Source organism: Caballeronia sp. (assembly GCF_028292365.1).
Lineage (GTDB): Bacteria > Pseudomonadota > Gammaproteobacteria > Burkholderiales > Burkholderiaceae > Caballeronia.
Genome location: NZ_JAQGMM010000196.1, coordinates 1 through 13,018 on the forward strand (window position 1 = coordinate 1; position 13,018 = coordinate 13,018).

The window sequence follows — 13,018 nt, forward strand, 5'->3', positions numbered from 1 at the left end:
AATCACTGTGATCGTTTAGCGCCCATGTGCTTTCGAAAGCAGCCGTTTCTGGAAGAACGCCACGACATCGGCTAGCGCCGCCGGATGCGTCCCCAGTTCATGGTGAGAAGCATTGCAATGCCGCGTGACTTCGGTAGGCACTCCTGCCGCAATCAGTTCGCCCGCGTACTTTTCTGCTTCAACGTGCAGCAGATCGTGCTGCGCACTAGCGATCAGTGCGGGCGGCAAGCCAGCCAGCCGGCGCGACTCAATCGGAGCTGCATACGGATGCAGCCATTGCGACGCATTAGGCAAATACGCTCGATAACACTGCGCGCATTCGCGCGCGCCAAGATCCGGATCAACAATCTCGTCTTCCTTGGCCATGCGCGTCATGCTGGGATCGAGCAAGGGCGCAAGCAGCGCCTGCGCGGCAAAAGCGAACTCGCCGCGATCCCGCGCGACCGCGGCAAGACAGGTCGCGAGATTGCCGCCGGCATCGTGACCGGCCACGCCCATGCGCCTTGCATCCGCGCCTTGCGCGCGCGCATTGGCTAGCGCCCATTGGGTCGCGCGGTAGCCATCTTCGAGCGCGGCGGGAAATGGAAAGCGGGGAGACAGCGAGTAACCCACCGACACCACCCACGCTTGGGTGTGCCGGGCGATCGTCGATGCGGCAATCTCCGCATCGTCCGGTGAGCCCCGTACAAAACCACCGCCGTGGAAATAAATAACGATCGGTAAGAGCGCCCCTTTCGACGCCGGCAGATAGCTGCGCACCTTGATGAGTTGCGCGTGACCCGTGATCGATACATCTTCGATGCTAAGCGTCCGATCGCTCGTCGATTGCATGTTTCATGTGACGCGTTATGCGCCATTCCGCCAAAGTTACGATGCGTCGCATTGTGGACTTCAGCGCAATTCTGATAAATGGTTATAATCCAGAACACAATTCGCTCGCTCGGAACAATCGCGATCGACCGTACCGAAGTACCCATTTCTGCTTGAACAACGGGCTGCCGCGTGCGCGGCTAAGCGTTGAAAGTGAGGCACCATGGACCGGCTACAGGCAATGCAGGTCTTCACGAAGATCGTGGAGATGAACAGTTTTTCCCGCGCCGCGGATGCGCTGAGCCTGCCGCACGCTTCCACCACCACGATCATCAAGAACCTGGAGGCACACCTGCGTGTACGCCTCTTGCAACGCACGACAAGACGGCTGAACCTGACTCCGGAAGGTGCGCAATATTACGAACGCTGTCTGCGCATCCTGGCTGAGATCGACGAAACTGAGGACTCCCTCTCAAATACCGGAAAGGGTCCGCGAGGCAAGCTTCGCATCGACATGCCGGGGTCTATCGGCAGGTTGATCGTGATGCCGCGGTTAATTGAATTTCGCGAGCGCTACCCGGACATCGACCTGATGGTCGGCTTTGGAGACAAGCCCGTGGACCTGGTGCAGGACGGCGTGGATTGTGCGATTCGTGTCGGCGAACTGGAAGACTCGAGTCTGGTCGCGCGCCGCCTGGGTGAACTTCAGACCTTGACTGCCGCGAGCCCTGCTTATATCGAACGTCATGGCGAGCCAACTAATCTGGACGATCTGCGGCAACACCTGGCGGTTCAGTATTTCTCCAACAGGACAGGTCGGATCAAGGACATGAATTTTGTTGTCGACGGTACAACGACCGCGGTCAAGATGCGGGGTTCGCTAGCCGTGAACGACGCCGAAGCTTATGTGATGTGCGGTGTACAGGGTGCCGGGATTGTCCAGGCGCCCCAGTTCATGCTGTTACCGCACTTGCGTTCCGGCAAGCTGATCGAAGTGCTGCCGGAGTGGAAAACGCGTCCCATGCCTATTGCAGCGGTGTATCCGCACAATCGCCACCTGGCGCCCAAGGTTCGCGTGTTTGTCGACTGGATTGCGTTGGTCTTCGAAAAATGTCCGTTAATGTCCAGCAACAAGGACATTAACGGTCGCTGCCTGATTGACGGAGCAGATTACGAGGCAGCTTTGTACGGCACCACGCCCGCACAAGCCTACGCGTGATTGCCTGATCGTCCGCGTGCAGTGCAAACATGTTCGTCAGGTGCTCTGGCTTGTCGCTCCAACACGCGAGATTGTTCGCGTATCAACAATAATGTATTCGCTCCAAACGTATTTATCTATTCCTGATGTTTGAATAACTTGATATCCGTTTTCATCCGTGGGGGAAAATCCTCCCCCTGCCTCCACGGCCAGCCCCGGATTTGCCCAAAAGGTCCGGGGCTTTTTTACCCGTGGTCAGCGCGAAAAACGCAAAATACATGACGTATGGCTGCGTCATAAAATACGTCGGATAATCCGGCGACGCAGTCGAAATGAACTATTGGAGGGGACATGAAAAAGCTCACAGCCGTTGCGCTGGCATCGGTGTTGGCTACTGGCGCGGGAGTCGCGCGTGCTCAAAGCAGCGTGACCTTGTATGGGCGGATAGACGCCGGCGTGGAGTACATGACCGGCGTACCCACGGGACAAAATCCCGTGACCGGTGCAGCGACTGGAAGCAGTCATCGCTTCAAGGCTGAAAGCGGAGACTGGGGAACGAGTCTCTGGGGCTTCAAGGGCGTGGAGGATCTTGGCGGCGGCACCAAGGCCGTATTCCACCTGGAAGGCGCATTCAACACCATGACGGGTCAGGGCCCTTCGAACGGCGGCTTGTTCGACCGGTATGCCACGGTGGGAATTGCTGACGACCGCTTTGGTACCGTGCTGCTTGGCAAAGAGCTTTTTCTTTCGAACGGGGTCTGGGACTTCGACCCGTTTGGGCAAAGCAACTGGTCATCGGCATCGCTCGTTCGCGGCCGTAACTGGAATCACACGAGCAATAACATTTCGTACCAGTCTCCCACCATTGCCGGCTTTGACATCAGCGGGCAATACGCGTTATCCAACGCGACCAACTGGAATGGCAACGGCACTACCGCGCAAGGCCGCGCCGACGCTATCCAGATCACCTACACGCAACCCGTTTTCCAGATCCGCGCGATCTACGACGAATGGCGTGACGCCGCTAACGGCACGCTGGACGATGCTTTCAATTTCTCTCGCGAATACTTTGGCGGCGTCAATGTGTTCTTAGGGAAATTCAAGCTCCAGGCGGTTTTTCAGCAGTCGCATTCAACCTCCGGTGCCTTGTCGGGCGGCATCACGACCACCAGCCAGGAATGGGGCGGCGTGACGTGGCAAGCTACGCCAGCGGCCGCGCTGATTGCCGCGGTGTATCACATCAACGCAAACAACGGCGGGGGCAACGCGACCCTCTACACGATCGGCGGCACGTACAACCTGACGAAGCGTACCCTGCTCGATTTCCAGATTGCGACCGCCCGCAACAGCGCCAATGCGAACTTCGGCTTGAACGCCAATTCCTTCGGCGATACCACCGCCACCGACAACCCGCTTCCGGGTCACAGTCAGTCCGGCGCATACGCCGGCATTCAGCATCTTTTCTAGGCGATCCGCCTAAGCAATGCGCGCAACCGATACGTGTCGGTTGCACGCATTGCTTGGCGCGTCGAGTCTTTGGTTACGGTGTTTATTGTGGTGCCGGGCTTAGCAAATAGAGGCAGAAATTTGTGAGGGCAAAGCGATCTTCAACAAACATCGCCTCCATTCCGGCTAAGCCCATTAAGAAGTCGTGTACGATCCGGTTTTAAATCTGCCTGCCTTGCCATGCTCGCGCTAAAGCTGACGCTGGTCCCGTTCTTTCTCCTGGTCGTTTCCATGTCGGGTAAATGGTGGGGTCCCACCATCGCAGGCTGGCTTGCAGGACTTCCCTTTGTTGCCGGGCCTATCCTGTTTCTGCTGGTTCTCGCTCACGGGCCGGTTTTCGGAGCGCATGCGGCTACCCTGTCGTTGTCCGCCATCCTCGCCTCCGAAGCATTCAACTTCGCTTATGCATGGACCTGCCGATCCCGGTCCTGGCCCCTTGCCCTGACAGCCGGACTCGGAAGCTGGCTCGTCGCAGCCATTGCCCTCGCTTCAATGCCGGCATCGCCAGCATGGGCTATCGCGGCCGCGCTTATTGCCGTCGCGTTTGGACAGACATTTCTCCCTCGTAGCAACGCCATTGCCCAAGTTGCGCCGCTTAGCCGCAACGACCTCGCTGGACGCATGATCGCGGGCGCTGCGCTAACAGTCTTGGTCACTACGCTATCGTCTGCGCTTGGGCCCAAATGGAGCGGACTTCTGGCGGTGTTCCCACTATTGGGGATCGTGCTTTCTGTCTCGTCTCACCGGGCGCATGGCCCTGACTTTGTAGTATCGCTTTTGCGAGGCATGGTACTTGGTCGGTTCTCCTTCGCCGCGTTCTGTCTCTGCCTTATCTTCGCGCTCCCAAGACAAGCGGCTTCCCTGGCATTCGTCGAAGCTGCCATCCTGGCAATGGCCGTGCAATGGACCACCAAACGCCTCGCACACGCACAACACGCGCGCACGGGCGAGGTGCTGTCCGTGCCGGCACCGCGAGAGTGAGCAACCAAGTCATTACGCATGGCAGCAGGCTTAAATTTGCCCCAATCCGCCGTCGACTGCAATCTCGCCGCCCGTGAGGTACGACGCATCGCTTGATCTCGGCTTGGCAACGATGCGTCACGGACTGGAATCACCTTCGCTGGCAAGGCCCGCGCGGCAAAAAGCGGCAGCCATTGTGGCTAAGGCAATTCAATCCTGCGTCGGCAAGAACGGCGAATGACCAGGGTGCAGCGCAGCAATCCGGCGGCCGCCGCGTGTGATATCTGGATAAACCGTTTTTGCTGCATCCGTGAATACGCGATGACGAATGTCCTAGAACAAGACGTTAAGCTCGACGATCGCCTAGCGGGAATTCCGGACAATTCATGGTTCAAAATTCACAGAAATCCCAGTCCGGCAAGCCTCACCTTGGATAAGTGCGCGAGTCTGCAAGCGTCCTTGCGCGCCTCATGGAAAACCCCGTCACATTCATCGTCCTAGGACATCGAATTGAGATCACACTGGGCGGTATCTTGAATCAGCAGTGGCGCCCGTGTTGCCGCTGCCCATGATTCAGGAGGAAGACAATGAGCTACGCACAGCCAACGGTCAATCAACCAGCTCGACAGACCCCATCCAATCTTCTGCGGCGGGCAATTGCGGCGTCAGCATTAGGCAATGCCACCGAATGGTTCGACTATGGCATCTATGCTTACGGCCTGACCTATATCTCGGCGGCCCTGTTTCCCGGCAGCACCGCTGAAGCCACCCTGTTCGCGCTGGCGACCTTCGCCATATCGTTTCTCGTGCGCCCGATAGGCGGCCTTTTCTGGGGACCGCTTGGCGACCGGCTAGGGCGAAAGACCGTGCTTGCCCTAACGATCATCATGATGTCGGTCGCCACGCTTCTTGTAGGGCTGCTACCCACCTACGCCAGCATCGGCTTATGGGCACCTGCGTTGCTGATCGTATTGCGCCTGGTGCAAGGCTTCTCGACCGGTGGCGAGTACGGCGGAGCGGCCACCTTCATGGCCGAATACGCACCGGACAAGAAACGCGGCTTCTGCGGCAGTTTTCTCGAATTCGCCACGTTGGCCGGCTTCTCGCTCGGTGCGCTGTTAATGCTGGGTTGCTCATTTTTACTAGGTAACGAAGCCATGCATGCCTGGGGATGGCGCCTGCCATTCCTGATCGCAGCGCCGCTTGGCCTGATCGGGTTCTATCTGCGCGCCAGGATGGAGGACACTCCCGTCTTCCTCGAACTGGAACAATCAGCGGAAAAAAGGCAGCACGCGAGGGTATCCCTGAAAGAACTGCTGACCGAGTTCTGGAAGCCCTTGCTATTGCTGGGCGGCCTGGTCGTGGCACTGAACGTGGTCAATTACGTGCTGCTTGCCTATATGCCGACCTTCATGCAAAAGCAGTTGGGCATGAGTGAAAACATGTCATTGCTGGTACCGCTGATCGGCATGCTGGCGATGATGGTATTCCTGCCCTTTGCAGGCACGTTCTCCGACCGGGTTGGCCGCAAGAACGTGTGGTGGTTTTCCTTGATCGGGCTCTTCGTCGCCGCGGTGCCCATGTTCCTTCTCATGACGCACGGCACGGTTGGCGCGCTGATCGGTTTCGGAGTATTAGGTCTGCTCTATGTCCCTCAGTTAGCGAGCATTTCGGCAATGTTTCCGGCAATGTTCCCTACTCAGGTTCGCTACGCAGGCATGGCGATCGCCTACAACGTCTCCACCTCCATCTTCGGCGGCACCGCGCCGATGGTCAACGAATGGCTCATTGGGCGTACAGGCAACAACCTCATTCCGGCCTACTACATGATGGCTTCATGTGTGATTGGTGCGCTCGCGTTGATCTTCGTGACAGAGACGACCGGTTGTTCGCTGCGCGGTCGAGGTATTCCCGGTAAGGTGCAAACGTAACCCTGGACAGAGCATTGTCAATGCGCGGCGCTGACTGCCCTGGCTTGTAGAGTAATACCACCCTTGGCGGCTGCGGATCGCCTTGTCTCCGCGTGCAAGGGTTCGCCTGGGCGTTCATGGCCGCGGACGCCGGCAACCGGTCTTCTCAGGAGGAAAGTCCATCATGCGTATCGGTCTGCCTAAAGAAATCAAGAACCACGAATATCGGGTCGGGCTGACGCCCGCAGGCGTTCGCGAGTTGGTGTCTCACGGACACGAAGTTGTCGTCCAGACAGCGGCGGGTGCGGAGATCGGTTTATCGGATGATGCCTACCGGGCTGCGGGCGCCGCCGTCGTCGACACAGCGCAGGAGGTCTTCGCACGTGCGGAGATGATCATCAAGGTGAAGGAGCCCCAACCCGCCGAATGCGCGATGCTGCGCGCGGGGCAAATTCTCTATACGTACCTGCATCTTGCGCCTGACCCGGAGCAGACACGAGCGTTGATCGACTCCAAGGCCGTCTGCATTGCTTACGAAACCATCACCGGCCAAGGCGGCGGCTTGCCATTGCTCGCTCCCATGAGCGAAGTCGCGGGCCGCATGTCGATCCAGGCCGGCGCGGCGCATCTGGAGAAATCGAAGGGAGGGATGGCGTTGCTACTCGGCGGTGTTCCTGGCGTAGCGCCGGCACATGTGGTGATCATTGGTGCAGGCGTGGTCGGGACCAACGCGTTGCAGATTGCAGTGGGGATGGGCGCCCGCGTGACCATAATCGATAAGAACCTCGAACGTCTGCGCGCACTGGATGTGATCTACGGCAACCGTGTCACCACCCTATGCTCGAACGTGCAGACGATCGAGGATTCAGCGCACGCCGCCGACCTCCTGATCGGTGGCGTGCTTATCCCAGGTGCCGCCGCGCCGAAGCTCGTGACCCGCGACATGATTGCGCATATGAAGCCGGGCGCCGTGGTTGTCGATGTCGCAATCGATCAGGGCGGTTGCTTCGAGACGTCCCGGCCCACGACGCATACCGATCCAACTTTCGTCGTGGACAACGTCGTGCATTACTGCGTGGCCAACATGCCGGGTGCGGTTGCGCGAACCTCAACGTTCGCGCTCACGAACGCGACGATCGGGCACGCGCTGGCGATCGCGGACAAAGGATGGCGGCGTGCGTTGTCTCACGATCCCCATCTGCGAGCCGGCTTGAACGTATGCGAGGGACACGTCACTTACAAGGCCGTTGCACGCGCCCTCGGTTATACGTACGTGCCGGCGGAAAGCCTGCTTACCTGAGCCCCGGAACGAAACCGGAACCACAAAAGCCAATGCCTCGCGTTCAACCGCGAGGCATTGGCTTTTTGCTGACGGACTATGCAGTCCAGCGGCCCGTCAGGTGTAGTTACATCAGGTGATACCGACTACCGACTACTGACCCGTGTACCCGACCGGAACCGTAGCGTTGGCCTTCGCAACAGTCGCATTGCTCGAGACGATGTACTGCGGGACTTCAGTGGCCGTCAGCGTCACCTTGCCGTTGGTATAGGGCACCGTGCTGACATTGCCGTAACCGTCGATCTCCGTCACGTTGCCCGATGCACCGGCAGCGTCCACCTGAAGCGAGTAGCTGGTCGAGTAGGTCTGGCTATAGAGTCCGCCCGATGCCGGCCACTGCGCATTGCTGTGCGCCCACACGGCCGTCACGACCTTGCCGTTACCGAGTTGCTGGAACGCATATGCGTACGTCCCGGCGGCCATACCCTTCACGCGGCCAAGCGTATTGGTGCCGTCAAGCACCCGGGTCAGTGTGGCGAATGCAAGTGCTTCGGGCTTGGGTGAGAGGTTCGATGCACCCCACGCGCCCTGAGCATCGTTCAGGTCGAAGAACGTGCCGTAACCGGTTTCGCCGGGGTAGTCCGCACCGTAGAAGAACGTGGTCATTTGCGCGCCGCCACCGAGGGTAATGATGTGGGAGCGCACGCCGACGGCAGCCTGAGCAAACAGCTGATTCTGCGATGGTGACGTAGGTCCGTAGTTGATGCCCGGATCGTAGCTGGTTCCCGCCTCGGTGACGAACAGTTTCATGTTCGGCTTACCGGCCTGCATGACGGCACGCAACTGAGTCATCAGGTTGTCGAGCGCGTTGGCCTGATTAGCCGGGTTCGGGTCCGAGTCCTGCAATTCAGGCGGATGAGCCGGATAGGTACCGGCATTCCAGTAGCCATGCGTCGATACGGCGTCAATGTAATTCCACAAGCCGAGCGCACCGAAGGTCTGCAGGTAGCCGGTCGTGCAAACATCGCAATTGGCCGGGAACGGATTGGTGGGACCCATCACGATGGCGTTCGGATCGGTCGAGTGCAAGCCCTGATAAGCGGCCTTGTACATCGCGACAAAGTTCGCCTGGCTGTCTGCCCATCCGACGCTTGGCTCCCAGGTAACCTGGTAGTAATTGTTCTGCTGCTTCGGATAGTTGGCGGCACGGATCAGGCTCGTGTCGGTACCCACGCGGCCCATGAAGTTCTGGAACTCGGTCATGTTCGACGGCGCATAGTAGCTGTCGTTGAACTGACCCGTCTTCGAATCCCATGCTGGCAGTCCGTCAAGACGCACAATGCGCATCTGGTCAGGGTTAGCCTTGTAGAACGGGTCCAGGTCGTTGACGCTCGGCGTATAGGTGTTGGGGCCGTTCGGCTCCATGGCCGAGACTTCGCGGTCGTCGATGGTCCAGGAAATCCCCAAAGCGTGCAACGCAGCAATGTTGCCGTTGAAACCCTGCATGCCGAACCGATGCTGGTCCTGGTGCGCATACGTCACCGTGCCAAGAACGGACGTGAGATTAGGCAACACACCGAACGTGGCAATGCCCATTGGGCGCGTGCCCTTGTTCGGCAACGTGCCGCCATGGGATTGCAACGTGGCAGTGATCGAGCCATAGCCTGACCATGTCGATTTGCACGACATCGTGGCGGTCTGCACACCCGACTTTACGGCGAAGCTACCCTGCGTCTTGATCGCGCCGTTCGTGTCCGCGACCGACCAGACGACTGTGTCCGCGCCCGGCGAGTTGGTCGTGACCGCTATGTTGAATGCTGTGTTATTCGGGAAGATGCGCAGGCCGTCAGTCGTCGGCGTGTCAGCGCTGATCAATCCATTAGCGGTGCCGCCCGCCGTCTGTGTAGGCGAACCGCATGAAATGGCCGAAGCACCTGGAGTCGGCGTGGTGGCCGGCGGCGTGGTGACGGGTGGTGTTGTCACCGGCGGTGTTGTCACCGGCGGTGTAGTGACCGGCGGCGTGGTGACTGGGGGCGTGGTGACGGGCGGTGTCGTAACCGGCGGTGTGGTGACCGGGGGCGTGGTGGTGGCGGCAAGACTGACCCAGCACGATTTTCCGTAGCCGTAAGCGGGATCGCTCGACGAGACGGCGCCGACATAACAGCCGACCCCGTTCGTGAAGCTGCGCGGGCTAGACAGCATGGTGGTCGGCGAGTTCGGCGGTACCGAGCCGAACACCACGGATCCCTTGCCAGAAAACGTGCACTTGTCGTTCTCACTCCCGCAGAACGTGTATTTCACGCCACTGACGGTGATGCTGCTTTGCGCCTGGGCGTTACCAACGCCGAACATAGCCAGCGTCGTTGCTACTGAAATCGGAAGTAGTCTTAAATATTTCATCGTAATCCCTGTTGTGCTGCTACAAGTATTCCCCGAGGATCGACAAGATCGACCGAAGCCGTCCCGCGTTCGCGTTTTTTGTGGAGCTAAGAGATTTGACCCGGGGATGCTGCTGATCGCTGCCTTGCTACAAGAACGGCGCCCTTTGGCATACCAATGCCGAACGCGCGCGTGACTCCACGGGTTCCCGGCTGACCAAGGCTCTCATAGTGGGAGAGCCGTTTTAATTACATGAAATGACGCTTCATATAGTCTGCTATCCTAATCAATTGCGAATTTTTCCCGCCCGTCTCGATAGGACCACAAAGACAGGGAACTGGGCTTGCACGGGGAATCCGGCGGGGGTTAAATCGTCCTGCTTTCACCTATTCGACTGCGGCAGGGTCGCACACGCAACATTCCCCCGCCCGGAAGTTTCATCAACCTCTATGAAATGGATGTCGGTCTCCGCGCGCTGGGTTGTCAGCAACGTAGCGATTGTTCGTTTCGCTCAGATCGTTTGCACACCTATTTATACAAAATGTGAGATCACTTTCATGTAATCCAAAAAACGCACAGCCCTGATAGACAGGCGCATGCCTCATCGCCAGTTCGTGCTTCCACTCATTGCTCCCGACCACCTGGCGCCGCGCGCATGACCACGCGCAGAGCGCTGATCGCGCGCCCTGACCGGGAACAGCATGCCGTCAAAACGACTGGTTATCCAAGACAAGCTGCGTCAATGCTGCGCCGCGATATCAATTCACGGCGCATTCGCGCAGATTTCGCCCGTTGAAAGCAGCGATCAATTCCATATGAGTAAATGCTTCTGATATGGAAATCATCTTGCAGCAGTCTGGTATTAGTTACAGTCCGCTTTGGATGGACGAATTATATTCGCAAAAAAACGTTTCATTCATGTAACGTTCGGAAAGACTTGGAAATAAGTAATAGTTCCTCACACGTTATGCGATGTACGACCAGTATCCCGGACGAAGCGGGAATTTGGAATTTTCTACTCAATCTAGCGTGTGTAAACGAATGAACTATTATTTAACTAACCGGAATCGTATGACGTTACCTTTTGTTAATATTTTGGGTAAATATAACCGGATTATTTCTCCGCATTAATATTAAGAAAAGAATGTAGAGCGGTATAATCATTATATTAATATAACATTACGACTTTCTTTCATATTAAATACAATCTTCAGAGTGCGAAAAATGCTACATTCCTTGCATTTTTTCTGCGCTGCACAAGCCAATATTGGCGCATCCGATGTTATCTGAGCCGCATCTTCTGCTGCAGTAATGTCTTTACGTCCGGCCACTCCGAATCAATGATGCTGAACCGCACCGAGTTGCGCTTGCGGCCGTCGGGCATGATCCGCTCGTGCCGGACAATGCCTTCCTGCTTCGCGCCAATACGCAGGATTGCCGCCCGGGATTTTTCGTTCAGTTCGTCTGTTGTAAATTGAACGCGCACAGCGTTCATGACTTCAAACGCGTAGGCTAGAAGAAGGTATTTCGCTTCTGTATTGACGCCCGACCGCTGCACCGAGGCACTCAGCCAGGAGTGGCCGATTTCGAGCTTCCTATTCACGCGATCGATCTTCCAGAACCGTGTGCTGCCCACCACCTGCCCAGTCTCTCGCTTGACGATCACAAACGGCATCACCGTTCCGGCCTCCAGACCCGCTAGCGCAGTGGCAATGTATTGTCCGGCCGTCTCGGGACCGGGAACGACCGTCACCTTCATGGTCCACAATTCACCATCTGATGCGGCATCCACCAGCGCCTCCTGATGCGATGACTGCAGAGGACGAAGTTCGATGGTGGGACCGGTCAGCGTGGGTTGAATATCATGGGAAGCGTCAGGGATCATGGCTGGCAACTTAAGCTTGAGGGCCTCAATCATAAGTCAAACGCGGACAACAGATTCCGGTTGGGAACAGTCACGAATCCCTGTCGAGGTCCAGCCGACTCCTCGACGATTCATCGTTCGTTCGCCCTGCACATTGATAAAACCCCCTGAAATCAGGGCCGGTTTTGCGTTTCCTGCATCCAGCCAACAATGCCATCGACTACCTTTTCTTCTATTCCATAGTAGCCATGCGGAGTCAGGGAGCCGCAATCATCCTGGGTACGTTGTGTGCCACCGCTGACGGTCAGGACCGTTGTTGGAGCGTGGCGGATCGATTGCGCGATCGACTGCGCCATGGAAGGCGGTGCGACCTTGCATCTGTCATCCGTGTTCGCAACGACCAGCGAAGGCACGCGGACATCGCCAGGATGTGCATCAAAAACGGTTTCATGAGAGCCGCCGAGAATGGACACGGACTCGGTCAGGATCATGCCAGAAAGCTGCGTTCCTCCGGCATGTGCTGCAGCGTTCATGGCGGCAATGGAACCCTGGCTGGTACCAAGCACCCATACAGGGACATTGGCCTGCCTATGCGCAAACTCAATGATCTCTTTCGTTACCTCTGCGTACTCGGCGCTGCTGCGCTGCCCTCGCATGGACTGGTGATCCAGTGCATCGACCAGCACGATGCCATAACCGCGGTCAAGCCAGAGATCGTCCGAGCGCACGACGAAATTCTTCGCATTCTTGACGCGTCCACTCTTCTCGATGTCGATCTCGCCGGTGCCCCCGGGAAACATCACGATGATGCCTTTTGTTTCGCGTCTGGCAGCGGTGTACAGCACGCGCTGGAAACCTCCGCCTTGCAAGGGCAGGTCTTGCACTACGCCCTCAGCAGCCGACGACATCTCCATGGGCTGAACACTGTCTGTTGAGGAATGATGCAGGGCAATCTGGCGTCCAGAGGCGTGAGTGCCGGATACGCAGCATAGGACTGCAAGCGACATGCGCAATAGAAAGTGACGCGGCCCAAGTTGAAACATTCAACGCTCCTGTCGGGCTAAGCGGCCCAGTTGAAATTTTCCGGTGTGCTAACTCGATCGACCAGAAAA

General features: G+C 57.7%; 9 protein-coding genes. 5 read left to right on the forward strand and 4 right to left on the reverse strand.

The genetic code is table 11. From position 1 onward, the window contains the following. Window positions 1–15: 15 nt before the first annotated feature. Window positions 16–831, reverse strand: coding sequence for an alpha/beta hydrolase (locus JWR14_RS12035; RefSeq protein ID WP_299706384.1), 816 nt, complete (start codon window positions 829–831; stop codon window positions 16–18). Window positions 832–1,033: 202 nt separating this feature from the next. On the opposite strand from JWR14_RS12035, the gene JWR14_RS12040 reads away from it, so the two are divergent. The 5 genes from JWR14_RS12040 (at window position 1,034) to ald (ending at window position 7,684) form a co-directional block, all read left to right on the forward strand. After that, entirely contained in the window at window positions 1,034–2,029 is a 996-nt protein-coding gene (locus tag JWR14_RS12040; protein WP_366144523.1) for a LysR family transcriptional regulator, read from the forward strand. A gap of 330 nt (window positions 2,030–2,359) precedes the next feature. Continuing rightward, on the forward strand, window positions 2,360–3,475 hold the full coding sequence (locus JWR14_RS12045; protein ID WP_299706387.1) for a porin: 1,116 nt from the start codon (window positions 2,360–2,362) through the stop codon (window positions 3,473–3,475). Between the two features lie 219 nt (window positions 3,476–3,694). Then, window positions 3,695–4,495, forward strand: coding sequence for a hypothetical protein (locus tag JWR14_RS12050; RefSeq protein ID WP_299706390.1), 801 nt, complete (start codon window positions 3,695–3,697; stop codon window positions 4,493–4,495). 566 nt (window positions 4,496–5,061) lie between these two features. Next, window positions 5,062–6,405: an MFS transporter gene (locus tag JWR14_RS12055; protein ID WP_299706393.1), complete on the forward strand. Its 1,344-nt coding sequence runs from the start codon at window positions 5,062–5,064 to the stop codon at window positions 6,403–6,405. 163 nt (window positions 6,406–6,568) lie between these two features. After that, on the forward strand, window positions 6,569–7,684 hold the full coding sequence (ald, locus tag JWR14_RS12060; protein ID WP_299706396.1) for an alanine dehydrogenase: 1,116 nt from the start codon (window positions 6,569–6,571) through the stop codon (window positions 7,682–7,684). A 132-nt stretch (window positions 7,685–7,816) separates the two neighbouring features. Here ald and JWR14_RS12065 read toward each other — a convergent pair whose 3' ends face one another. The 3 genes from JWR14_RS12065 to JWR14_RS12075 form a co-directional block, all read right to left on the reverse strand. Then, complete coding sequence (locus JWR14_RS12065; protein ID WP_299706399.1) at window positions 7,817–10,015, reverse strand: hypothetical protein; 2,199 nt, start codon at window positions 10,013–10,015, stop codon at window positions 7,817–7,819. A gap of 1,309 nt (window positions 10,016–11,324) precedes the next feature. Next, window positions 11,325–11,927 (reverse strand): GNAT family protein, encoded by a 603-nt coding sequence (locus JWR14_RS12070; protein WP_299706405.1) that lies wholly within the window; start codon window positions 11,925–11,927, stop codon window positions 11,325–11,327. Between the two features lie 152 nt (window positions 11,928–12,079). Beyond that, entirely contained in the window at window positions 12,080–12,949 is an 870-nt protein-coding gene (locus JWR14_RS12075) for an alpha/beta hydrolase (RefSeq protein WP_299706402.1), read from the reverse strand. Window positions 12,950–13,018 lie beyond the last annotated feature (69 nt).